General features: G+C 44.6%; 18 protein-coding genes and 1 pseudogene. 7 read left to right on the top strand and 12 right to left on the bottom strand.

Annotation, left to right across the window (positions count from 1 at the left end; translation table 11 throughout):
- Positions 1–2: 2 nt before the first annotated feature.
- The 4 genes from QUA10_RS19785 to btpA all read right to left on the bottom strand — a co-directional run bounded on the left by QUA10_RS19785 (position 3) and on the right by btpA (position 5,787).
- Entirely contained in the window at positions 3–248 is a 246-nt protein-coding gene (locus QUA10_RS19785; protein WP_333084141.1) for a hypothetical protein, read from the bottom strand.
- A 1,005-nt stretch (positions 249–1,253) separates the two neighbouring features.
- Positions 1,254–3,389 (bottom strand): CHASE2 domain-containing protein, encoded by a 2,136-nt coding sequence (locus QUA10_RS19790; protein WP_333084142.1) that lies wholly within the window; start codon positions 3,387–3,389, stop codon positions 1,254–1,256.
- Positions 3,390–3,855: 466 nt separating this feature from the next.
- Positions 3,856–4,779 (bottom strand): vitamin K epoxide reductase family protein, encoded by a 924-nt coding sequence (locus tag QUA10_RS19795; RefSeq protein ID WP_333084143.1) that lies wholly within the window; start codon positions 4,777–4,779, stop codon positions 3,856–3,858.
- 120 nt (positions 4,780–4,899) lie between these two features.
- Positions 4,900–5,787, bottom strand: a complete 888-nt coding sequence (gene btpA, locus QUA10_RS19800) for a photosystem I biogenesis protein BtpA (RefSeq protein WP_138921119.1) — start codon at positions 5,785–5,787, stop codon at positions 4,900–4,902.
- A gap of 782 nt (positions 5,788–6,569) precedes the next feature.
- Between btpA and QUA10_RS19805 the strand changes: the two genes are divergently transcribed.
- Positions 6,570–7,556, top strand: coding sequence for a GDSL-type esterase/lipase family protein (locus tag QUA10_RS19805; protein ID WP_333084144.1), 987 nt, complete (start codon positions 6,570–6,572; stop codon positions 7,554–7,556).
- A gap of 417 nt (positions 7,557–7,973) precedes the next feature.
- Here the strand turns inward: QUA10_RS19805 and QUA10_RS19810 are convergent, their stop codons facing one another.
- Positions 7,974–9,026 (bottom strand): Gfo/Idh/MocA family oxidoreductase, encoded by a 1,053-nt coding sequence (locus QUA10_RS19810; RefSeq protein ID WP_333041122.1) that lies wholly within the window; start codon positions 9,024–9,026, stop codon positions 7,974–7,976.
- Positions 9,027–9,531: 505 nt separating this feature from the next.
- On the opposite strand from QUA10_RS19810, the gene QUA10_RS19815 reads away from it, so the two are divergent.
- Positions 9,532–10,182: a PEP-CTERM sorting domain-containing protein gene (locus QUA10_RS19815; protein WP_333084146.1), complete on the top strand. Its 651-nt coding sequence runs from the start codon at positions 9,532–9,534 to the stop codon at positions 10,180–10,182.
- A gap of 36 nt (positions 10,183–10,218) precedes the next feature.
- Here QUA10_RS19815 and QUA10_RS19820 read toward each other — a convergent pair whose 3' ends face one another.
- The 3 genes from QUA10_RS19820 to def all read right to left on the bottom strand — a co-directional run bounded on the left by QUA10_RS19820 (position 10,219) and on the right by def (position 12,508).
- Positions 10,219–11,556 carry a PrsW family glutamic-type intramembrane protease gene (locus QUA10_RS19820; protein WP_333084148.1) on the bottom strand — a complete coding sequence of 446 codons (1,338 nt, stop codon included), beginning with the start codon at positions 11,554–11,556 and terminating at the stop codon, positions 10,219–10,221.
- A gap of 191 nt (positions 11,557–11,747) precedes the next feature.
- On the bottom strand, positions 11,748–11,948 hold the full coding sequence (locus QUA10_RS19825; RefSeq protein ID WP_199292547.1) for a hypothetical protein: 201 nt from the start codon (positions 11,946–11,948) through the stop codon (positions 11,748–11,750).
- Positions 11,948–12,508, bottom strand: coding sequence for a peptide deformylase (def, locus tag QUA10_RS19830; protein ID WP_190659061.1), 561 nt, complete (start codon positions 12,506–12,508; stop codon positions 11,948–11,950). The genes QUA10_RS19825 and def overlap by 1 nt, the downstream gene beginning before the upstream one ends.
- Positions 12,509–12,609: 101 nt before the next feature.
- Between def and QUA10_RS19835 the strand changes: the two genes are divergently transcribed.
- Positions 12,610–13,128, top strand: a complete 519-nt coding sequence (locus tag QUA10_RS19835) for a DUF1648 domain-containing protein (protein WP_333084149.1) — start codon at positions 12,610–12,612, stop codon at positions 13,126–13,128.
- 227 nt (positions 13,129–13,355) lie between these two features.
- Here the strand turns inward: QUA10_RS19835 and QUA10_RS19840 are convergent.
- Positions 13,356–13,811, bottom strand: a pseudogene (locus QUA10_RS19840) (aspartyl protease).
- A 119-nt stretch (positions 13,812–13,930) separates the two neighbouring features.
- On the opposite strand from QUA10_RS19840, the gene QUA10_RS19845 reads away from it, so the two are divergent.
- Complete coding sequence (locus tag QUA10_RS19845; protein ID WP_333084150.1) at positions 13,931–15,223, top strand: pentapeptide repeat-containing protein; 1,293 nt, start codon at positions 13,931–13,933, stop codon at positions 15,221–15,223.
- Between the two features lie 684 nt (positions 15,224–15,907).
- On the opposite strand, the gene QUA10_RS19850 is transcribed toward QUA10_RS19845, so the two are convergent.
- Positions 15,908–16,531 carry a TenA family protein gene (locus QUA10_RS19850; RefSeq protein ID WP_333084151.1) on the bottom strand — a complete coding sequence of 208 codons (624 nt, stop codon included), beginning with the start codon at positions 16,529–16,531 and terminating at the stop codon, positions 15,908–15,910.
- A 285-nt stretch (positions 16,532–16,816) separates the two neighbouring features.
- On the opposite strand from QUA10_RS19850, the gene QUA10_RS19855 reads away from it, so the two are divergent.
- Positions 16,817–17,782, top strand: a complete 966-nt coding sequence (locus QUA10_RS19855) for a glycosyltransferase family 2 protein (protein WP_333084152.1) — start codon at positions 16,817–16,819, stop codon at positions 17,780–17,782.
- Positions 17,783–18,026: 244 nt separating this feature from the next.
- Here QUA10_RS19855 and QUA10_RS19860 read toward each other — a convergent pair whose 3' ends face one another.
- Both QUA10_RS19860 and QUA10_RS19865 read right to left on the bottom strand, forming a co-directional pair.
- Positions 18,027–19,121 carry a glycosyltransferase family 4 protein gene (locus QUA10_RS19860; protein ID WP_333084153.1) on the bottom strand — a complete coding sequence of 365 codons (1,095 nt, stop codon included), beginning with the start codon at positions 19,119–19,121 and terminating at the stop codon, positions 18,027–18,029.
- Positions 19,122–19,208: 87 nt separating this feature from the next.
- Positions 19,209–20,579 (bottom strand): condensation domain-containing protein, encoded by a 1,371-nt coding sequence (locus QUA10_RS19865; RefSeq protein WP_333084155.1) that lies wholly within the window; start codon positions 20,577–20,579, stop codon positions 19,209–19,211.
- 852 nt (positions 20,580–21,431) lie between these two features.
- On the opposite strand from QUA10_RS19865, the gene QUA10_RS19870 reads away from it, so the two are divergent.
- Entirely contained in the window at positions 21,432–22,307 is an 876-nt protein-coding gene (locus tag QUA10_RS19870; protein WP_333084157.1) for an HAD-IC family P-type ATPase, read from the top strand.
- A gap of 698 nt (positions 22,308–23,005) precedes the next feature.
- The gene (locus tag QUA10_RS19875) at positions 23,006–23,278 is read left to right on the top strand and encodes a hypothetical protein (protein ID WP_333084159.1); all 273 of its coding nucleotides are present in this window, start codon (positions 23,006–23,008) and stop codon (positions 23,276–23,278) included.
- Positions 23,279–23,820 lie beyond the last annotated feature (542 nt).

Genomic DNA, 23,820 nt, shown 5'->3' on the forward strand with positions numbered 1-23,820 from the left:
GGTCAGCGCGTCCCCGTACCGTCACTTTCGGGGTTCCCGTTCGGGGTTGGTTCGTATTGTTGGGGATTTCCCAACCTAGAGGTTGGTGTAACTGTCCAAACTCTGGGGTTCTCGCCCGTGCTACGGGCTTTTGTGAAATGGCTAGTTGAGTTGCTGGCAAGTCGAGTCGCATTTGCGGTGCCGACTACATTCACTTGCAGGCAGGCCGCCAAGGTTGCCGTTGTTGTGAGCTGAATCAAAGTACGCATAGTATTCACAGCCTTATTCAAATCACCGCAATAGATCCACCTCTGTACCACCTATTATATCTATCAATTTCCGTATTTCCACTGATATCTTTACATTTACTTTAATTAATTTTCGTAAGTTTACATAATTTTTTTACATTAAGGCTTTTTAGCGGTTTGAATTGGGTTTCAGGTGGTGATTTATTTTAAGATTTTGTAACATTTAGAGCACACGGCAAGTTGTTCTCATAAGTTTTATATTTTCTAAGTATATCTAATGCCAGATGACCGATTATAGTATTTTAAATAACATCATCTTAAATTTGAGATTTCACTACTTTGGACATTTTTCTCAACGGTTTCAAAAAGCTGAGAGGGCTTACAGTTTCAGGTAAGGAGCGAGCTATTTTTTTAAGTTAGCTGCACAGGGGACGCCAGAAATAATATCTCCCTCACGAACCAATTAGGGTTTGAGGTCTAAAAATTGCTCAAATTTTGCCTGAAACAATTAAGATTTTAGATAAAAAATTTAATATTTACAAATGACTTAAGCTGTTGTGGTATTTAAATTAGACCTATTGCAAAATAATTTTGTGCTATTATGAAAAGTTTAGCCAATTTTATAATCTAGCAGGCTGGGCAAGTTTAAAGAAATGCCAATCAACCCAATAATTCAAAGTTTGACCTAAACTTGAGCAAGCTTTTAAATATAACACATATTTTTTTTGCAAGAAGTCTATTGTATGTCCAAAAAAATTAAAGTCTTGTGGGGAGTAGGGGTTGGGCGTCCCGCCCGCCCTGAATATACCTCTTGCAAAAGTCAAAAACTCACCCCCCTCAGTCCCCCCGCGGCTTCGGGGGGAAGCAAGAAAAATTAGGCTCGCTCCCCGCGACTTCGGGGAGGGTTGGGGAGGGGTCTCAGCATTTTTGCAAGAGGTGTAATATACAATTTAAATGCGCGACAGCTTATCAATATCGGGGTGGGGACTTTACCTACAGTTGCATTATGTTGTTAACTGCTCTTAATTAATAAAAGTGATATTGATTTTTCCCGCGTTCCTTAGCACGATACATCGCAACATCGGCATTCTTAACTAACATCTCTGGCTCTTGACCGTCAATGGGATATAAACTAATCCCAATACTTGTAGTTACAGAAACTGTATGTTCTTCTAAAATAAAAGGCTGCATGATAGCGTCGCAAATTTTTTCAGCTACTTTCGCAGCTTCCTCGCGACCTGGAATTGCGGGCAAAATGACTGTGAACTCGTCGCCGCCCAACCGAGAGATTGTATCGCTGCCGCGCAAGCATTTTTTGAGCCGACTGGCAACTGTTTTTAAGAGTAAATCACCCACATTGTGTCCGAGAGTGTCGTTGATTGATTTAAATCCATCTAAATCTAAAAAGAGTAAAGCTACCAATTCCTGAGTGCTAGAGGCTATTTCTAAAGACTTATGCAAGCATTCGTAGAACATTTGGCGGTTGGGCAAATCGGTAAGAGAATCGTGATAAGCTTGGTGGCTGAGCTCAGCATTTTTTTGTTCTAGGGCATTTGCGCGGAGTTGGCGCTCGGTAATATCTCTGATTGCTCCGACTAAAAATAGGTTGCCGGCAGCATCTTTATGCAGGGATCTTTTAGTCGCAATTAGATGCGTAATTCCGTGAGCGTCAGTAAAATATTCTTCATTTTCTCGCGGCTGGTGAGTTTGAAATACTAATTCGTCTTGCTGCCAAAATATCTCGGCTTCGGCTTGGGGAAATAAATCGTAATCGGTTCGGCAAGTTAAAATTTCTAAAGGATAGCCAATAAACCGACAATATGCCTGATTCAAAACTACGCAGCGGTGAGTTCGATCTTTGACAAAAATGGGGTCGGGAATTGTATCGATTAGCGATTGTAAAAATTCTTTAGACCGTTTTAATTCTTCTTGCAAGTGAGCCAGATAACCCACAACAGCAGCACCAGAACCCACAAGACTGAGGATGGGAGGAATTAACGGTAGCCACCAACCTCTTAAAAATACTAAGTATAAACTAGCACTTAGACCTAGACAGATACTTAATAAACAGTAAGCCGATCGACCAAGCGATCGCAAATTCCAACTCACATTTGCTCCGGCCCAAGACCACACCAAAATCCACAGCAACTCCGCAGCCTCTGGCCAGACATTGATACCCCCGCGCCCGTCGATGGCTGCACTCAAAATTTGGCTCAAGAAATGAGCCTGAAGCTCGACTCCCGGTATTTGCTGGGGAGGACCAAACCAACCGGAACTGTAAGAATTTTGGTAAAAGTCTTTGAGGCTGGGGGCATTTGAGCCGATCAAGACAACGCACGATCGTACAAAATCAGCAGGTACTGTGCCAGAGAGCACATCGCTCATCGATGCAGTGCGAAAACTGCCTCGCGGGCCGCGCAGGCTGGTCAAAATTTGATAGCCACGGCTGTCCGCTCGAACGTAAGCACCGTCATTCGGTTGAAAAGGCCGAAAAACCCCCTTGCCTAACTGCAAGTATTTAGGATTGGCTTTTGCTGATTGAGGGGAAATTCCTTCGCTTTTGAGGTAAAGCAAAGCCAGTCTGAGTGCGAAACTTTGATGAGTTTTGCCGTCTCCGGGCCAAGCGTAGAGCAAAGTTCGCCGGACTTTTGAGTCAGCGTCGATAACAACGTTGTTGAAACCGATTCGATCGAGCTTGTCAAGTACCGGATGCGGGCGAACTCCGAACCTGGTTTCGTCGGGCATCAACTCAATTCCGATTAAGTTGGGAATAGTTTTAAAAGTTTTGAGCAATTCGGCGTTACCCGGTTGAGTTGGCAAATCTCGGTAAATGTCGAGGCCGATCGCCCGCGGCTTGCCAGCGTGCAATTTTTGCAGCAATTGGGCCAAGACAGCATCCGAAATTGGGTAGCCGTATTTTTGCAAGTCAGCTTCCTTAATTTCTACAATGACGATGCGCGAGTCAATGGGTTCGGCCGGCCGCCAGCGAACAAAGTGGTCGAAAGCAGCCCATTCCCACACCTGAAAACATCCGAACCAGCGCATTACAATGACGCTACTAGCAACGGCACTCGCAGTAATCAATACTCGGCGTTCTCGATCGACCCATTTTTTGATAGTTTCTAGCATATTTTGGGGATGTGGGCCTCGCCCTGTGAGCATCTAAACTACTACTACGTATAGGTTTTACCTCTCCGGGGCGATCGGCTAAGTCGATTTTAGATTTTAGGTTTTAGATTTTAGATTTTTTGGCTTTTCGGTGCGGGCGAGTCGATTTTAGATTTTAAATTATCCAATTTTTTGGTTTTTCGGTGCGATCGGGCTGCAACAGCAGAAACCGGGTTTCGCAACCAAAATATGTCATTTCAACAATCATTCTGGTAGCAGAAACCCGGTTTATTGCATTTTTATGTAAAAGTTTTAGTAATTATTCACCGAGCTACACACTAGACACCCACACCTTGTTTTATTTTTTCGTTATCACTAATTTTTACTGTTTTTTATTAATTATAGATGCAAAATTTTAGATTGATTTCGCAGCACGAGCCAAGAATTAACTAAGTTAAAAACCAGGATATTTCCTGCCCATCAATCTAAAATCTGTCATCTATAATCTCCAACTTTCCTGTCAGTTTTGAAAGTTGCGGGGGCCGGTGTAACCCGATAAATCAGCGAGTTTATCCAAAGATTGTGTCCCCGCATAAAACTGACCATTAATCTCCCAAGTAGGGAAACCTTTAACATTTGCAGCAGCAGCTTTGCAAATTTCAGCGCGGGAATTTTGCCCCCTGGGATCGCATTCAAAATAATCAATTATTTTGGCTGCTTCTTTGCCGAAGAGCATTTTTTGGTCGTGGCAGTGGGGACACCAGTAAGCGCCGTACTCTTTAGCGCCGATTTGTCGGAGGTGGCGGGCCAAAGCCATTTGTGACGGGCCGGAGGTTGTAGTGACGGCAGGGGGTACAATTCCGGGGGTAGAGACAGTAGGAGCAGGTGAGTTGACGCTGTTATAAAGTCCCAAAGCCCCGATCGAACTCACCATTGCCACCAAAATGCCTGTAAACACCAACTGTCCGATATCTTCCCACTCGCGCCCGACTAGCACCAGTACAAACAGCGACAGCGCAAATAAGGCAGAAGTAACGCAGTAAATGCACAGATCCTGAATTTCAAAAGCCATCAAATACATCAAATAGCTGCTAAAAATTACCATCGCAGCAGTGATGATAAATAGCGCTTGCCAAGTTTTGTTTTCTAGTTGAGAGTGCAGTCCTTTCTTGGTGTCGGGATTTACAGCTTTGGGAGCCAATGCCAGGATTGCTATGCTCAGGTAAGCCAGACAGCCTAACAAACTTAAAGGCACTGTGCCAAAGACTGTAGCGTAGGGACTGTTGAGAACTTTGTCGCAGCCACTGGTGGGACAAATGACCGAGCCATTGGTGAATTTAGCGATCGTGAGATAGGCCGTTTCTACGACGCCTATGGCTGCGATCGCTGCCATCACAGTCCGAGACCAGCGATGAATCCAAGGAGTTGAACGTCGGCGAATCATTTTTTGATTTGGTAATTGATAATTGGGAATTGTTGACTGTTGACTAATGACTGTTAATGGTTAACTAATGACTGATAACTGATGACTACTGACTACTGACAACTGTCAACAATTCCCATTTTACGTTTTACTTGTGACTTTGCCCGGTTCGGGTGTTGGCCCTCTTGAGCCATTAGCATCTCTATTTTCCTGTTCGCGCTCTTTCTGTGACAAGCTGCGGCGGGCGGCTTCTACAAACTGACTGACACGGATCGGATCTATAGGCTGCTCGATGCGGCCGTTTCGTTTCAGGGAACTCGATACGATTACGCCGTCAGCGGCCTGCATGAGGGTGGAAATGTTTTCCCACGAGGCGCCACTGCCGATGAAAACTGGAATTCCCGCCGCTGCTGCACTCGCGAGTTCTAAGTCTTCGAGATTGGGAGGACTACCAGTTGTCCAGCCGGAAAGGATTACGGCGTCGGCTAAAGCGCGCCCGATCGTCTCTTGGACGGCTGTGGTCAAGTTGGGGCTGCCTAGGGGTCGCCCGTGCTTGACTAACACGTCTGCTAATATTTTGACATCGCTGCCCAATTCCCGGCGGTAGCGCAGTAGCTGGTGAGCTTGGCCTTCAATTAAGCCTTGGTCTGTAGCCATGATGCCGTTGAGGACGTTGACGCGGATGAATTGAGCTCCTGTGCAGGAGGCGATGGCGATCGCGCTGTGGGCGTCGTTTCGCAGCACGTTAACGCCGATCGGCAGCGTCACGAGATTTGTTAGCCTCTCAACTACCAGAGTCATGGCACTTACCACAGCCGGATCTACGCTGTCTTTGGCAAAAGGAGCGTCGAAAAAGTTCTCAACTATGATACCGTTTGCGCCACCAGAAGCCAGCGCTGTAGCCTCTTGCTCGGCTCTTCCGATAATAGCTTTGAGGTTTCCGCCCCAGCGGGGAGAAGTTGGCAAAGGCTGTAAATGTACGACACCGATTATGGGATTCGGCGTTTTGAATATTTGTTTTAAGTCCACGGATTTTCCTGAAACCACCAAGTTCACCAAAAAACGAGCGGGAAGCCCCTGACTTTACGCATGGGGAGGAAGGCGGCTGCGACGACCGTCGCCTTGAATCCCCTTTCGGGGTTGGAGAGGTCGGGTTGCCTCTCCGGTGAGGTATGGTTGCCTCAATCTCCCTTTCGGGGTAATGTTCGCTTCGAGAATGTTTAGTGAGCTTGTTAGGCTGAAAGCACTGGTTTGACCCCTTTAAGCCTGTTTAACTCTCAGCGATAGAGCGGAAAACTAGCGTCGCATTTTCCGGTATCGTGACTCAAAAAACGTAGGTCTGATCCTGTCTCTGGTAAGGTTTGGGCTTTCGGTTCAATCTCGCTCACAGAGCCGGACTGTCTTGAAAGCCCCCGCTTTTAAGCGTGGGGTTCCTTACTGACGGCTGACGGCGGATTTTGACGGTATATTCTAGAATTCTATATCCACGGGGGCGATTCGGTTGACTTAATCGGGTCGCCAAGTTGCTCCAACCCCGCAGCCATAAAAGTTTAGATTTTAGATTTTAGATTTTACAAAGGCAACCTAGACACGTCACTCCAAGACAGATACTTGCTTCTAAGCAGGAGTCCTGGAAAACAAAAAAGTTCAGGTTTTAGCGAGATCTCCCAGATTCATCTGTCGAGTCAATGCTTTAATCTTTAATCTCAAATCGACTGACTACAATCGGGGATGAAAGCTTGACTGCAGTTGCATTCTTTTTTATACCTTGGTGTCGGCAGGGATTTTTCCTTCTCTATCGAGGTTAAGTGGTGGAAGTTGTTCTCATAATTTTGGCTGTCACCGCAGGATTGGGGGCAGCAATCGAAGTGCTCCTGCGGGTGCTGCTAGGTTTTGGTAATCCCTTGATTTATATTGCCGATGCCGAGTGCGGCTATTTGTTGGCGCCCAACCAGAAGGTGCGTCGCTTGGGCAACCGGATTGAGATTAACGAGTATTCGATGCGTACTGGAGCGATCGCCCCGATACCCCCTGCAGAAACTCTGCGCGTCTTGCTGTTGGGAGATTCTGTCGCCAACGGTGGTTGGTGGACACATCAGACAGATACGATATCGGAAATTATGACTCGGAATTTGAGACTGCAAGTACAGAATCTGGCGAACAACACACAATTAGGTTCACAAGTCAACTATTCAAATTTTGAAGTTCTCAACGCCTCAGCCAATTCTTGGGGGCCGAGGAATCAACTTGCTTACGCCAAGCGTTTCGGTGTTTTTGGGGCAAAGGCTTTGGTTTTGCTGCTCAATACGGACGATTTGTTTGCATCGGCTCCTTGTGATCTGGTTGTGGGGCGCGATCGATCTTACCCGGATCACAAACCCCGATCGGCTACGCTAGAGTTATTGAGCCGCTACCTGCTCCCTGCAGTGCCGACAGGCCAATTGGCAGCACCCGGAGCCACAAGCAGCGATGTAGTAGCCTGCAACTTAGAAGCTATTCGCCAAATCCAGAAAATAGCTGTATCCGCCAACGTCAAGTTTTTACTAGCAGTCACGCCGAAGCGGGGCGAACTCGGCGGCCCGGGCCCTCGCGACTGGGAAGTCAAAGCTAGAGCGCGTCTCGCCGAACTCGTAGAAACAGAGAAAATTACTTACATAGATTTTCTTCCCATTTTCAATTGTGCGGCCGAATTTCCAACTTTGTATCGAGACAGCATTCACCTGAGTCCTCAAGGAAATCAGCTAGTTAGCAAAACCATCAGTCGTCAAATAGTCGCTCTTTGTTGGCATAAATCGTGACTTCACCTAAAGACGGATACTTGCCCACGACTCCTGTTGTCGAGAGCAAAAAAGTTTAAACCTTAGTTCAAGCCCCCAGATTCATCTGCAGAGTCAATCGATTTTAGATTTTAGATTTTAGATTTTAGCCTTGACCCCACGGATCAATTCGGGGACTCCTTTATCGGATACAGGTTTTTAATTTCTAGACGAATAAATCCGGGGGCTTGTATCTTGGATGCTTGATTGTCAATCTAAGATCTAAAATCGTTCGATTGAGCGCAACTCGACGCTCGCACACGCCGAACTTCTCACGCCGAATTGTCCAATCTCAAATGGACTGATATCGAATCCGGTTGCATGGGAACAGTTACTCTCTTCAACGAACAACAAACCCAAACTGTAAAAGCACCCGGAAACGACACGATTTGTCTCGATTTAGCTAACTTGCAAAGTAGACTCTAGCTCTTTCGGATACCAAGCTTGACCGTCGAGAGCCATTTGCTCGATTACACTCGCAAGCCGCAGAGCTTTGAGAGCTTGTTCTCCTCCCACAGAAGGCTGATTTCCACCCCGCACGCAATTAATAAAATGCTCCAATTCTGCGTGGAGCGGTTCAATATTGCTGGTGTAAACTTTCTCGATCAACCCATCTTGACGGTAAAGCACCTGACCGTAATCCGTCACGTAATTGGCGGTTGTTTGTCGGTGAATCAAGATTTCGTTGTTGAGAAAATCTGCCTCTGTCAGAGAATTCTTGCAGTGAGCCACGATTGAACGGAGTTTGCGGTGCGTCACCTTACTGGCAGTCAAGGTGGCGACAATGCCGTTAGCAAAGTTCAACGTCGCTGTCACGTAGTCTAAATAACCTGAATCTGAGGCCCTGCTGCCGCTGGCGGTCAGCTTCACCACTTGGGAATCTGCCAATTCCAGGAGCAAGTCGATGTCGTGGATCATTAAATCCAAAACTACCGATACGTCGTTAGCCCGCTGGGAATAGGGACTCATCCGGTGAGCTTCCAATGCCAGTAACTCTTCAGTTTTCAGCACTTTGCCGAGTTCCTGAAAAGCTGGATTGAAGCGCTCGATGTGACCCACTTGTAAAATCCGGTGGGCCTCAGCAGCCGCGTTGACCAAAGATTCGGCTTCGGCAATGCTAGCCGCGATCGGCTTTTCAATTAAAACGTGAACACCCGCTTGGAGACAAGACATCCCCACAGGGTGATGCAGGCGAGTTGGAACGGCGACGCAAACTGCATCTACGTGGGCGAGCAAATCTCGGTAGTCTTCAAAGAAGCGAACCCGGTATTTGCTTGCTACATCTATTCCCCGCTCTACATTTATGTCTGCAACACCCACGAGTTCGATATCTTTTAGCAAGCTCAGAACTCGCGTGTGATGCTGGCCCATATTGCCAACCCCAATCACCCCAATGCGGAGGGGTTCGGGTTGACTTCGCTGGGCGAAAACGTTTGCGTATCCCAATGACATCCTATCTAGCACTCCTGGATTCTCCTCCACCACCACAGGAATCAAGCCCCTTGGCTTCCCTCAGCTACTCACAGCCATCCAGATAGTACCACAGTCAAACTATTTGTGAAGAATTTCTAAGTTCAGTTGCGATTATCGCATCGGGCAATTAAGCAGTAGCTACTCATACACAAGGGCAGAATACAGGGGTAAACTGTCTGGAAATTGCTTATTGACAAACTATGTTAAATATGTATTTACCACGAGGAGCGCCTGCTGCATCGCCACAACACAAACCCGTCTGAATATTTGGCGATTACGATAAAACATTTTTCTAGTTTGTGTTCAAAAGTAATAGTGAAAGTCATAAATTATACAAATACAACAGGTGACGCACCCGTATTAGTTCGGTTATTTACATTCGGCAATCTTTGACTTCAAAAAAATTTACTTTAAGAATGGGGATAATTACGGGCGATCGCTCACTCAAATAAATTACACTTACGTAAAGCTTAATGAAAAAACAATGAGTCACAAACAAAGGCACAGATTAGGAAGTGCGATCGCTAGCACAATTTTAAGTTTGTTTTCTGCCGTGTCATTGGTAGGAGTAGACAAAGCACAAGCCGCCGTACTCACCTACAATTTCCAAGTGGAAAATAGTTCATATAGCGGGTTTTTTAAGTTGAATAACTCCTCGCTTACAGGAATAGGATTTGAAGAAATTGCCGTTTCCGAGGGAAGATTGGAACGATGGGAAAAATATTACAATTTGGCAGGAGCTACAGCTTCTTTTGAGCAAGGAGTTTTTCGCGGACTGTATGCAAGTGGCCACTACAGTGTGATGGATGAATATATCAGTCCTCCAGACGAGCCAGGAGGGCCTTTTTACTGGGTGTATGAGAGCTACGAATCTTGGTCTATGGGATTGAGATATTTCTCGTGGAGCCACGAGACTGTGTACAGATACATGAACTATCAATCATATATAGACGATGGATTGCTCATCGTCGATAGTTATATTCCATACTCTAGAGGGTGGGGGTCCTCTGAGGTTTCTTACACCCTAGTGGATACCGCAGCCGAACCAGTTCCCGAACCTCTCACAGTTGGGGGTACAGCTTTAGCAGTGGCAGGTTTAAGCTGGTTAAAACACAAGAAAAAAATGGCAGCTTGAGGTGCCCTGGCACATCAACAATTAAGCACTCAGAAGTCACTTTTCCAAGAATATTCGAGTTGCAAAATTTTGCTCTCGATTGGGAGACAGAGCTCTAGCTTTCAAAATCGCGGCTACCAAAAACGCATAGGACAAAACTCCCACCAAGGCCAGCAAAAGTACGCTGGCGGCTCCCGACGCATTCCACAAAGCGTGAAGTGCGGAAGCGCTGAAATAACCTACGCCCAAAATTTGCCAGCGCTTCCTAGGTTTGAGGGCGCTCAAACCGATAAAATATCCCAAATAGCCGCTGTAAGCCATGTGTCCGGCGGCGGAACCCAAAATGCGGGGAATTAGCAACTGCAATCCTACTAATTGTCCGGCGTCAGGCCCTGCTTGCAGGGTGACATTTTGGATGACATTGGGAACGTACTGTCCCAGAGTTTCTAACAGTGTAAAGCCTACTGCTGAGGCACTTCCTAACAGAATTCCGTCTAAAGGTTCCCAAACGCCGATGCGATCTCGCCACGGATTTCGCAGCCAATTTCCCAGCAGCATCGCTCCCAAAACGGGCAGGGCTTTCAGCAATTCTTCCATTAGACCTGCCCCAAAAAACATTCTGCTCAAAAAAGGCAAAAAACTAATTGTTTCGCCTTCGGTTGGCAGGTGGCCGGGCAAAATTTCTCTAAATACTAATATAAATCCAATTAATAAGGGGCTGATCACAATCAGGACTGTAGCTAACGCCGAACCAAGCAATACCCACCAAGGCTTGTGTTTGCCGCATAGTTGATAGATAAAGTAGTAAGCCGCACCGGCGAGGTAAGCTGACAGCAGCAAGTTGAATGCTGCAGAATTTCCAACGGCGACAAACATCGACACGACAACAATAACTGTGGCAATACCTGGATATAAGTAAGCTTTTTGGCTTAATTGTTTGCCAGTGGAGGCGATCGGGAATAATTGAGTTAAAGTGAGAGCATCTTTTTCGATACCAGCAAAATGGCCTGTTTGTGGTGCTCTTAATCCGGGTTGATTTTGGTAAGGGGTTATGGGAGATTCAAATATAAATTCAGGGCCGTCAAGGCCGAGACTGATGCGATCGCCTGTTTCTAAAGTTTGGCAGCCAGAGAGCTTTTTTCCGTTGATATAAGTTCCGTTAGCGCTGTTGAGGTCGCAAATTTCCCATCTCGTCAAAGTACCCTGAGTTAGGGGACGGACTGCGGCGTGGCGCCGGGAAACCATGCCGTGGACGATCGACTCTAAAGCTATTTGACAATTGCGATCGCGTCCGATGACCAATTCCCCTTCTTCAGAAAGTTGGTACTTGGATGCTGGCGTTCCTGCAGCATCTTTGGCTGGCACTTGTCGCAGAAATCCGATTTCATTAGTCATGAGTTATGAGTCATTAGTCATTAGTCATTAGTCATTGGTCATGAGCTCGCGAGCTGTTAGCTGATGTTATTTTTGAGCAGTCTTTATTCCACAGTTATTGGTTGTTAGCTGCTGACTAATTACTAATTACTAATTACTAATTACTAATTACTAATAACTGCTGACTAATGACTAATGACTAAAAACTCTGCTTATAGATTTGCCCTGGCATCCTGAACGGCTGCATAGAAAAATATGCCAGTTAGCGGTACGCTCAGGGCGAGGATGATGCCCGTGACTAAATTGCCAAGTTGAGCTTCTCCCGATGACAGCTCAAAGATGGAGCCGACTGCCGCGATCGCAGTGATGCACGAAAGAGCTAAGAGTAAACCACTTTTCGGAGTTCCTGCCATCATACTGATTTTACTGCCTTTGGGGAAAATTTATGCTTGACTAATGCTTCATTTAGTGCAAGCTTGTTTTCTACTCTGTCTACAAACAGCACTCCGTTGAGGTGATCCATTTCGTGCTGAATTGCCCTCGACAGTAACTCTGTTGCTATCAGGGTTTGTGGGCGGCCGTATTCGTCGCGGTAGGAGACTTCAATGACTTCTGGGCGTTTGACTTCTAAATAAACTCCCGGAATGCTCAAACACCCTTCTTGCAAGATGCAGATATCGCCGCTGCTACTTTTGATGGTGGGGTTGATCAAAACAATTGGGGGTGTGGCGGGGTTTTCCGGGTCACAGTCGAGGACAATTACTTGTTTGTGGACTCCGACTTGGGGGGCTGCCAAACCGATACCGTCGGCACTGTACATGGTTTGCAGCATTTCTCGGACTAGCTGCCGAATTTCTGCATCGACGCTTTTGACGCGCTTGGCTGGCTGCCGCAGGACGCGATCGCCTAATGTGTGTATTGTTAGGGGCGGTTTTTCTAACTTTTTCTTTTCAATCAAGACCTGAGCCGTCATAGAACCTCGCGGGATGTTTGGAAAGCCCCAACGAAAGCTGTTGGGGAATGAAATTGGAACCAATACTATTATTTCCAATATTAATCTAATTTTCAGTAGCCATGACTGGAAACACACCAAACCAACGGCCGGTTATTTCTCTGGGGCTTTCGCCTGTTGTAGTGGCGGTAGAGCTTTTAGGTGCGATCGCGCTTTTGCTGGCTGTTTTGCTCATCGTCAAGTTTTGGGCGGTTTTGCCCGATCGAATTCCGATTCATTTCGGCTTGGGGGGGCTGGCTGATGCTTGGGGCGACAAGGTGACGATTTGGATCGTGCCGGCGGTTGCTGCCATTATTTTTGCGGTTTTAACTGCGGTTTCGCGCTATCCGCATACTTTTAATTATCCGGTACGGATTACTTCTGAGAACGCTCGCCGGCAATATCTGTTGGGGCGAGGCCTTTTGGCTTGGCTGAAGGCGGAGATTTGCTGGCTGTTGGCGTTTGTGGTGCGGCAGCAAATTCTTGTCGCTTTGGGCAATGCTCAAAGGTTTAGTGTGGAGTTGGTTTTGGGGATAATTGTTTTGATATTTGGGACGGTTGGCGTGTATTTGCTCAAGGCTTATTCTGCTCGCTCGATGTAGGGCAAAAAACTTACATATACCCAAAAATAAAGTTTTTTGGTATAATATTTTTAACGGGATGTAATATTATTCTAGATAAAGATAAACTTGTTGGTATTGAGGGCTAAAGTCATATAAATTTTATGAGGAGTTTAGTCCTCAGTCCAAACTTTTTTGATGGCGGGTAATTGAGGAAACAGGATAGTAATCACAAGCAAGATGTTGGTGCTACGGTAAATGCCGATCGACTAACCCATCAGATATGTTTGCTGATTGTTCATCGGCAATACTCGCAACCGTCGATTTTTTAAATCTGGTTCTAAGCCTAGTTCTTCCATTGGAATCACGCCCAACAAAACAGCCGAAACGCCTTCCGGTAATTCTAAACAATCAAATCTGCCCTCTCTGCCCTCTACAATAATTTGAGCGTCGGCAAAAATTTTACCTTTTTTGATGCCAGCGGATGTTTATACATCTCTTTCTCCTACTTGTTTTAACCCTAGCTGGCTAATAATAGGAGCGGGCAAGGAAAGCAGAGTTGCTCCGGTATCGACAACAACGTTATCGAGGGTAACAGAGCGAACTTCCTCAGCACCAATGAATCCCCGTTCAGCCATAACTAGATCGATGCGATTCGTGACGGTGATTGTAGTGATTACTTGACCCATTTGTTTTTCTTGCAGATTGGGGAGTACCAGGGTCATAATCTGTTACCTCTTTGAGTATAATTAGTGGATATTTCTATTGTAATATTATCTAGAATACTGCTAGGTTAGTTAAAATCGTTTTAGTGATCGGCTAAAATTAGAATTTGCCTCAACGCATGACACCAGAAAACAACTCTTCTCAACCCAATCGCCCTGAGTCTAACGTGACTGTAGAAAGTCAGAACGGTGCGAGCCCTACTGTGCCACCAGAATCAGGGACAATCGTCGTTACTGCTGAACCGAAAAAACCGGTGCCACCGCCTCCAACTCGCAAGGTGTTTTTGCCGCAGCAGCCGGAACAAACGACTACTGAGAAGTCGGGATCGGTGCTGACGCTGGGGTTGATCGCAGCGATGATTTTTGGGCTCGCCAATGACAACATTTGGCTGGGCTTAATGGGCGCTGTCGGTGCGATCGGCGTATCGCTGCGGTTGATGTGGCCGAGTTGGGGCAAAATTTGGGCGCAGGTAATTCCGCCGACTTGGCGCACTCTGATCGTCGCCTGCTTCGGGCTTTTAGCTGGGATTGTTGGTTTGCTGATGCTCAGCGGTAGTAATACTGAACCGGGAAGCCGCAACATCCAAATCAACTGGGACGCCATCGGCGCTCTCGGCGAGTTGATCGGCGCTTTGGGCCAAATTTTGATCGCAATTTTAGGCGTTTATGTGGCTTGGCGGCAGTACGTGATCTCGAAAGATTTGACGATTCAGCAAAACAGAATTACGCAGCAGCAAACGATCGATGCTTATTTTCAAGGGGTTTCGGACTTAGCCCTTGATGAACAAGGGTTTTTGGAAGACTGGCCGCAGGAAAGGGCGATCGCAGAAGGCCGCACCGCTGCGATTATGAGCAGTGTAGATGCTGAAGGTAAAGCTAAAATTCTGCGGTTTTTGTCGCAGTCGAGATTGGTTACTCCGCTGAAGCGCGATCGGCTTTTAGGCCGTCCCATCCTTGACGGTGACGGCGGCTACGCTGAAGATAGGGATCACGGTATCCGCGTTATCGATCTCAATGTCATGTTAGCGGGTGCTGACCTGGCGGGCACTGATTTACGATGGACGGATTTGAGCGAGGCCAACCTCGTCCGCGCCAATCTCAGCAAGTGCGATTTAGTGAAAGCCAACCTCTCGCGCGCTGTCTTGTATGACGCCAATCTCGCTCGCGCCGACATGAGAGCCGCCGCATTATTCTACGGCTCGGCACAAACGGCATCCCCCCGCAGCCGTACCGAATTTCCCAACTATGAAACAGGTGAACATACCGGCGCTGTGGTTGAACGTGCTGATTTCACCGCTGTCAAGCGGCTGTCGGACGAGCAGCGCTATTACTGCTGCGCTTGGTGTGGCTCGAAGTCGAGAGAGACTATTCCCGGTGGCTGCGAAGGGATTCCCAATAAACTCGGACGTTAAGCCGGGACGGGTTAATTTTTGTAATTGCTTGTGGTTTCTGAGCCGATCGATAATGGCGATCGGGATGCAGATAATTGCTCCTTTAGTCTGCAAGAAACTGCCCCTGTGTGGGAGTCGGCCACCTCTAGATTTTGTAAGTGGCTGACTCCTCAAAAGTGGCTCGGCACTGTTTTAGCATTGGGACGGTAAATGGTACATCGAAATAGCTAATTTAGGCTACAGCTATGCAGATGATGGACACCAGCATTCTGTCGCTTTTTATCCGCTGTTTACTTTGCTCATGCGCGACTTCACGACTCTGAAAATGCAAATGGGATTAGCAGGGCTCATTAATTGTTGGGCGTTTTTGGTTGCATTATTGCTGGTTGCAAGCTGTTAGTAAAGTTGCGATGATTTAGGGCTGTGGCTATTTCGGGAATTTGCGAAAAAGGCTAAGCATTAAGTCAGCTATTTCGGTTTTTGCTCTGTAGCGCTACAGAGCAATTCCGGTGCTTTGCAATCAGTTCATCGCTACGTTTACGGCATTGTGTAGCTTTCAATGGCACTCGGTTTAGTGTTAAGTAATTAGCCTTGTTTGGGATATGCTGTTATGACATTATTTGCTACATTCCTCCTGTACATGGCTGTTAAATTTACTGCGTGTAGGTAGCTTAAGATAGTTTTCCATTTTTGCACAAACTTAATTTACTCTATTTCCCAAGCTGCTTGAAAAAAGTCTCTTTCGCATAGCATAGCGTAGCGATAGGTTGCTTCTACTTCTGGCCCAGCATCTGCGTAGCGATCGACCAAACCTTCCAGGCGTTTTGCTAAAATCTCAAAATCCGGGCTGCTATAGGTGGAAATCCAGTCGCTAAAGGCGTGTTCCGGTATATTACCTGTAGCTAGCTGCTGTCCCAAAAAAGCATACAACCGCAAGCAAGGAGTCATGGCGGCTACTGTCAAACCTACACCACTCCCCCAGGCTGTCGCTAATAAAAAATCTGTGTAGCGGCGGGTAGCGATTCCCGGTTTTGCCTCTTGTAAGTTTACCCCCCATTTGGCTGCATATCCTTGATGCAAACGAAGTTCTTCTAAAACGCCACTACCGAGATTGTGGAGAATTTCAAACCCCCCCCAGTCGGGTGCTTTTGCCGCAGCGATGCTATAAGCGCGAGCGAAGGCTCCCAGAAAAAATGCGTCTTGTGCAACGTAATATGCAAAACTATTTTGGGGGAGGCTGCCGTCAGCAATGCCTCTGACAAAGGGATGTTGCAGACAAGCTTCGCTTAAGTCTTGATTTGCTTGCCAAAGATAATTGGAATTTGTCATGCAATTTTGAATCGATGGGTTATGATTGTAATTTTTATAGTCTGACTAAACATCTATGATAACAGATGTTTTCGCTGGGCGTGTGTCAGTTTTATGGTATCTTTTATTTTTCGTATTTAAGAAAATAGATAAGTGTTGGTACGCTGCTATTTGATGGACTGCTGTTGTCTGGCTCAAAGAGCGAAATTACCTGCCGAACCTCTCTGGTGAAGCAGCCAGGATGTTTTGGGAAAAAGAAACTTTTGATTTAACGGTTGAAAAGCCGATTTTTAAACAGAAACTGCAATGAACGATACACCTAAGTATTCCTTGGTAATTCCTATCTATAACGAAGAAGAAAATCTCGCTGAATTGTATCGGCGAATTAGTGCGGTGATGGATCGAATGGACGGCCCAGTAGAATTAATTTTAATCAATGATGGCAGTCGCGATCGCTCTCTCGAACTTTTGCGAGAATTGCACGAAAAAGACTCGCGAATTTGTTACCTCAGTTTTGCTCGCAATTTTGGCCATCAAATAGCTGTAACTGCTGGTTTAAACTTTTCTAGAGGTCAAGTTGTAGTCATCATGGACGGCGATTTGCAAGACCCGCCAGAGCTAATTATAGACATGGTAGAACAGTGGCGGCAGGGCTATCAAGTTGTTTACGCTCAACGCACTCAACGGCGTCAAGAAGGTTGGTTTAAGCGGTTGCCGGCTTATATGTATTATCGCATTTTGCGGAATCTTGCTGATGTGGATATTCCCATAGATACCGGAGATTTTTGTTTGATGGATAGGTGCGTGGTGGATGTACTCAACGCCATGCCAGAACGCAATCGTTACATTCGGGGATTGCGCGCTTGGATTGGTTTTAAACAAACGGCGGTTAAGTTTGAACGTGATCCGCGTTTTGCTGGCGATGTTAAGTATACCTTCAGTAAATCTTTTGCTTTGGCGATGAACGGTTTAGTGTCTTTTTCAAAAGTTCCTCTGCAACTGTCGATTTATTTGGGTTTATTTTCGGCTTTCGTGTCTGTTTTGATGGCTTTTTTGGTTTTGTATTGGCGTCTTTTCTCTGCGGGTTCGGCATTAACTGGTTTGACAATTGTGATTATGGCGGTTTTCTTTTTGGGTGCGGTGCAGTTGGTGAGTATTGGGATTTTGGGCCAGTATATAGGGCGGATTTATGAGGAGGTGAAGGGTCGCCCGCTTTATACGCTGGCAGAAGTGGCTGGTTTCGATCCATTTCGTCAAAAAAATGATAAATAAGCAGGACTTTTTTACTATCTTGACGGCTTAAAGATAGCGGTTGTATGGTGCGTCTGCTGAATCACCTGAAGCCTGAACCACATTCAAAATGCGGGTTGTTGATTCATTCTTTTCTACTTAATTTCCGCAGATATAGCAATCCTAAATCATTTGCATAATTATCGTAGGGGCAATCCCCCCGTGGTTGCCCGATAGATAGGGGGTAGGCACGGGGGCACTACCCCTACTGAATCATTTAGGATTGCTATATAAACTCCTGATGCCATTGTTGAGCGACTCTATTCCAGCCAAATGAATCTTTAAGATATAATGCTTCCTGTCTTAAAGATTCTTGTTTTTCAGGATTTTTTAGCAAGTCTATCACTGCTGCAATAAAAGCATTATTAGTTTCCTCATCGCCAGCAGGCCCCTTAATTCTGATACCTGATTTCACAGTTTCATCTAAACCTGCATAAGTTGTCACCACTGGAACACAACCAGCAGCTTGCGCTTTCCAAGCACTAATACAGAAAATTTCTGTCGCAGTATGACAAGGATAAACCCAGATGCCTGATTTGAATAATTCTTCCACTAATTCCTTATGTCCAATTCTGCCATGTTCATAGACATTTTTCTGAGCGAAAAGTTGTAAAAGTCGTTCCTTTTTCTCTGGTAATTTTGGAAATCTATCAAGATAAGGTGAATTAATTAAAGCATCAACTCCTTGCCATCCATAAAAAATATGCAATTCAACATCTGGCACTTCTTTGAGAACTTGATCCCATTGAGTCAGTAAATTTTCAATGCCTCTTGTATAATCACTAATCGAGATTAGTCTCTTGGGATTTCTAGCAATTCCTGTTAAGTTGAAATCTTCGAGATTAATCCCATTGGTTGTTAAAAAAATCTTGTCTTCAGGAATCCAGTCTGGCAGCAGAGATTTATGAAAATTTGACAACATAAAAAGTTTGTCAAAACTTGCCAGAAATTCTAAACGCTGAAACTCTTCTACAGAAGGAAATAATTGCGGGTTGTCGTGCATCCACACGGCAGTTTTTCTGGCTTTCACTTTCATTAGCATAGGTTGTTTCCAAGCCCGATGAAAGATTAAGACATTAAAGTTATCTTGGGGATTAAATTTATCAACAGACTGATAAACTACTCCATTATATTCCCCTTCCATATCACCGCATCGATTAAAAACAGTAACCGCGTAGCCTAACTTAACGAATTCTTGACTTAAGTAAATGATCGCTTCCTCGCTTCCGCCAATACCTTGAGTCACAGATAAAGGAGACCAATCTTCTACATGAAATGGAAAATTGGAATAAATTACAATTGAGTTATTGTCCCAGTTCATATTATTGGAATTTTACAAAATTTTTGACATAAATACTATATACTAAACTTATATCTGTGTCAAATAAATTCCTAAAATCAAGAGTATTTAATTTTGTGTCACTGACTCACACCACATTGTTAACGTCGAATTTTGATTGATACACACTTTTTCTATGACTGTCATCACATCATCAGCAAATAACTGTGCTGTTCCAGCGCTTATTACAGGTTGTACATAAATAAAATTGCAAAATAACTGATCATTTAGCGTGAGAACACCTAACCAAAAACAATCACCAGCAATATGTTGAGGAGTAGCAAAGTATAATTCCTTAACCTTGAGCTTATCGGCTTGATGTCGAAATTGAAATTTGCCTCTATTGGAAATTGAAAAAAGATTATTTCTTCCCATAGTATCTTCTTTACTCACCATAGACTTAATCACGATTTTCTTCATGGTATCTATGTCAAGATTACGTAATTTACCTTGTAGTAGTCTAGTTATATGGACACCGCTAATTAAAGAATCATGTATTCGGCACTTACATTCTCTAGCTAAATCCCAAAAAGATGTCTTTGGCTCAATTAACTGATTAAAACCCAGCGCCGATATAAAACAACCTAGATTTTGGCCTGTGATTTCAGGTTCACAATATTTTCTCAAATCTACAGGTAAACCATAGGAGCAATTTACCTGTGTATCTATTGATAGTAATTTACCAGCAGCAAATAGCATTGCGGCACACATAGCACCATGAACAGTTGTTTTTTCTTGTTTGCATTTATCAATTAGTGTCTTAGTCTTTTCTTGACTAAGCATTCGCGGTAGCATCCGAGTCAAACGTTCATTGGCGGATGCTTGATGTTCAATAATTAATTGTGGTGGTAGACTTGGTTGTTCATTTGCGAGTTGATGATTTTCCCTTGGGTTTTGACTGGGAATATTATAATTAACTATAGTTTCTATGGGAGGAATAAATTCTAGGGATTCAACTTGAGATATATTCTCTCCTTCATTAATTTCCTGATAATAAAATAACAGGTCATCAATAAACCGCATACATGATATGCCATCTACAATTCCATGATGAAAGGTAATAATTACTTCACAGCTATTTTGATGTTGATGAGAATACAAAAGAGTTAGGCGACACAGAGGATTATTGCCTGGTGTGAATTTTGTATGTAGTTCTTTTTCAGCAATTTTAATTGCTTCATTTTCATCTTGTTTGTATATAACTTGTACCGGAATTTCCGTTATTCCTGTCGATTGAAAATATAATCCATCCTCAGACTCAACAATGTAAACTTGGAGCATGGGATGACGCTGTTGGACTAATTTAAGAGCTTGTTGAACAAGCTCTGCTTTTAAAATTCCTTCCAGATAGACAACATTTACAATTAGTCCACCTCCCACCTCATTGCCTAGCGCCATCCACATTTCTACCAAACCAAGTTTTCTGCTGAAAGATGTCATTTTAATTTTCTCTGATTTCAAATTTTATCTACATTTATGGAATTGCTCAATTCTCCAAAGTGGAGTTGTTTGCAAGTTAGTTTTTTCATCAACGGCAGGTTCTTTAATTATGATCCCTGTTTTCACAGTTTCATTTGTGTAACTCACTCAATACTTAGGACAGTTTTTGATTGTCAACGGCATAATTAGGGTTTGAGCCAAGTCACGACTCAGGAAAAATCCACAATTCCAGCCATTTTACCCCAAAGTGTCAGAACTATTGTAACTGACTCATCTGGGAGTGTGACAAAGAGGCCTAGGAACTAGACTAAATAAGGGTTGCAGCTTGTATACCCTGTTGAGAAAAGCAAAGTTTATTGGGAGTTAGGTTCATTAATTATGGCACATCTACTGAATATTGAGCCAGATAATGGACTCACAGCTCTCCATCTCAACCAGCGCCAAAGGTACTCCGTCTGCGATATTTTTTTCTGTTCTTTAGGGCGATATAAATACAGCAGTTTTCGCGGTTATGAGGTACAATAGCAACCGCTAGCCAACCAATTTATTAAATGCTGAGGATTTATTAAATTCATGGCAACTGCTATTATTAGATGAATCATAGATGCGTTAGTTGGAGCGGGAGCATCTCAATGAAAGCAGCCAAGCCCAAAATTGGAGTTAGGAGCCAGGAGCCAGTAGTCAGGAGAAAAGAGTCAGAAGGAAGGAGGAAGAAGAAGTGTTGGCGTTGCTGAACTTTAGTATGAATGTACATTTTTTAATCTTTGCCGAAGACAGACTTTTTGTGCCTTGGAGTCTTTTCGTAGAACTTAATTCATACCGTCAATCAGCAATGCCGTTGAAGTTAGTAATGTGTTTGCCCGGGTTGCGCCTGAACAGAAACTGCGACTGGTGGAAGCTTTGCAGTCCAAGGGTGAAATTGTTGCCATGACCGGAGATGGGGTCAATGATGCCCCAGCACTAAAGCAGGCGGATATTGGCATAGCGATGGGGATTACAGGCACGGAAGTTGCCAAAGAAGCGGCGGATATGGTGTTGACCGATGATAACTTTGCCTCCATTGAAGCCACCATAGAAGAAGGACGCACCGTTTATGGCAACCTGCTGAAAACCATTGGGTTTATCCTACCCGTCAATGGTGGAGAAGCGCTGACCATATTGGTGGGAATCTTGGCGGGTACCACCCGGCCAATTTTGCCGGTGCAGATTCTCTGGGTGAACATGGTGAGTTCCGTCGCCCTAAGTGCCACTCTAGCATTTGAGCCAAAATCGGCTGAGACTATGCAGCGATCGCCCCGCCGCCCCAATGAACCCCTATTAACGAAAAAATTGCTGTGGCGCATCCTGATTATTTCTATCTTCAATCTCATTGCTGTACTTGGCATTTTTGAATGGGCTTCACAAGCCACAGGTAATATTAATTTGGCTCGGACAATGGCAGTCCATACGCTGGTTTCCGCAGAAACCTTTTACTTATTGAGTATTAGCCAATGTATTCCATCTCTGTTTGCGTATTTAAAAGATCGCACTCAAGAAATTGCTGTTATTCCTGCGATCGGTGTGGGTTGTGTGTTTATATTTCAAGTTTTCTTTAGCCAGTTGAGTTTCCTAAACCCGCTATTTGCTACCCAACCGCTTAGTTTTATCCAAGCTCTCATTTGTATCGGTGCAGGGATTCCAGTCATTGTGCCTGCTATGTTTTTAAAGCGGTTTGCTCCTCTTGCTTAAAGTGATAGCGATCGTCACTTTAATTGGTGCGGCTGGAATTTATGCGTTTGAGCGCGAACTTCCTAATCGATCGCGCTAAGCTGTGGAGCATTTAAACCAGTAACTAGGCTTGTATGGTGCGTCAGGAGTGAACACTGACGCGCTTATGCGGGAAACACTTCTGTAATGACGCACCCTACTATCGTCTTTTAAATGCCGAACAGCTTAGACCTGTGAATTGCTAACCTGGGATTTGAGCATGAGGTCGATCGCTCTCGATGCGATAGTAGAGAAAAGATTATGTCTGTCCAATTATAGATCACCTTTTACTCTAAACTCTTCCAAGCGAGAGATGATTTTTGATTTTTTGAAATTTACTATAATACTACCCTCTAACCACTAAAACAAAAAAATTAAAATAATGGAAAAAACAAGCCGAATAAATTCATGACAGGGAATCAAAAAACAACTTGCTCTAGGATAAATATCTGATTGCACTGTCCAATAGTGCCGACACTTTTTCTATAGTACCATGGCTAATTTTCTATGACTTTGAGCCACGGTGGATAATTAAATCAATGTCATGTCCACTCCTGACTTGCATTTAATTCGACTTTTTTATGTTCCTTGCCCTCTAAAGCTTGTAGTATCGTCCCCAAAAATCCCCGCACTATTGAATGTTAACCTGGTTCTATTTATTACATTGACACGAGAAACTCATGGAAAACACATTGTTCGATCGCACATTCCGCGACAGCGAAGGCAAAATTGTTATAGCTCAGATGCCAAATCTACCACTGAGTGTCGGGATTGTAGCTAGTTTATTAACGCTCATTGTTACAACAGGTAAAATTAATTTAGGCTTGGAGCTAGTAGCCTTTGGCACTTTGTTTACTTGGGCTTGGGAAGAATTATTTCAAGGCGTTAATTACTTTCGTAGAGTATTAGGTCTGATTGTGCTTGTTGGTCTAATTGCGGGGAAAATTCAATAATTAGGTAAGCATAATACCAATTTTTTATAAGGTTGCATAGAATCCGATCCCCCCTAGCCCCCCGCCGGAGGGGGGGACAAGATTCTTCTCAAATTCCCCCAACAACTAGGGGGATTTAGGGGAATCGAGATATGTTCAACTTCACATTAAATTGGTATAAATCAAATCAATAAGGTATATAACCCTGGGAGTATCTCAATGAAAGCAGCCAAGCCCAAAATTGGAGTTTTGAGGCAGGAGTTTTGAGGCTCTCTTGCTGCGGGGAAAGAGGAAGAAGGAAGGAGCCAAAATAAGTGTTTTTACAAATATGAGATGCTCCCTCCCGATCGCGGGCATAGTGATCAGTCTTCTGAAGATTGATGAAATGCGTGGCGAAAAGACAGAACAACCTTCTAGTTGATGAAGAAGCTAGTTGGCTTGAGGTTTCGGTTAAGATATTTTGTTTTAAGTCTCTGGGAGAGCAATTACAGCGTTTCCCGCTGTTATGAGGTACAGTAGCAGCAATTAGCAAACCAATTTCTTAAATGTTTAGGGTTGATTAA

It is taken from the genome of Microcoleus sp. Pol8_D6, from assembly GCF_036700965.1.
Taxonomy (GTDB): Bacteria; Cyanobacteriota; Cyanobacteriia; order Cyanobacteriales; family Microcoleaceae; genus Microcoleus.

Bases quoted from the DNA above. Each gene is read 5' to 3' on its own strand.
- QUA10_RS19795 (WP_333084143.1), bottom strand. From the start codon at position 4,779: ATGATTCGCCGACGTTCAACTCCTTGGATTCATCGCTGGTCTCGGACT.
- QUA10_RS19860 (WP_333084153.1), bottom strand. From the start codon at position 19,121: ATGAACTGGGACAATAACTCAATTGTAATTTATTCCAATTTTCCATTT.
- QUA10_RS19790 (WP_333084142.1), bottom strand. From the start codon at position 3,389: ATGCTCACAGGGCGAGGCCCACATCCCCAAAATATGCTAGAAACTATC.
- QUA10_RS19835 (WP_333084149.1), top strand. From the start codon at position 12,610: ATGACTGGAAACACACCAAACCAACGGCCGGTTATTTCTCTGGGGCTT.
- QUA10_RS19785 (WP_333084141.1), bottom strand. From the start codon at position 248: ATGCGTACTTTGATTCAGCTCACAACAACGGCAACCTTGGCGGCCTGC.
- QUA10_RS19855 (WP_333084152.1), top strand. From the start codon at position 16,817: ATGAACGATACACCTAAGTATTCCTTGGTAATTCCTATCTATAACGAA.
- QUA10_RS19845 (WP_333084150.1), top strand. From the start codon at position 13,931: ATGACACCAGAAAACAACTCTTCTCAACCCAATCGCCCTGAGTCTAAC.
- QUA10_RS19850 (WP_333084151.1), bottom strand. From the start codon at position 16,531: ATGACAAATTCCAATTATCTTTGGCAAGCAAATCAAGACTTAAGCGAA.
- QUA10_RS19815 (WP_333084146.1), top strand. From the start codon at position 9,532: ATGAGTCACAAACAAAGGCACAGATTAGGAAGTGCGATCGCTAGCACA.
- def (WP_190659061.1), bottom strand. From the start codon at position 12,508: ATGACGGCTCAGGTCTTGATTGAAAAGAAAAAGTTAGAAAAACCGCCC.
- QUA10_RS19820 (WP_333084148.1), bottom strand. From the start codon at position 11,556: ATGACTAATGAAATCGGATTTCTGCGACAAGTGCCAGCCAAAGATGCT.
- QUA10_RS19825 (WP_199292547.1), bottom strand. From the start codon at position 11,948: ATGGCAGGAACTCCGAAAAGTGGTTTACTCTTAGCTCTTTCGTGCATC.
- QUA10_RS19875 (WP_333084159.1), top strand. From the start codon at position 23,006: ATGGAAAACACATTGTTCGATCGCACATTCCGCGACAGCGAAGGCAAA.
- QUA10_RS19810 (WP_333041122.1), bottom strand. From the start codon at position 9,026: ATGTCATTGGGATACGCAAACGTTTTCGCCCAGCGAAGTCAACCCGAA.
- QUA10_RS19865 (WP_333084155.1), bottom strand. From the start codon at position 20,579: ATGACATCTTTCAGCAGAAAACTTGGTTTGGTAGAAATGTGGATGGCG.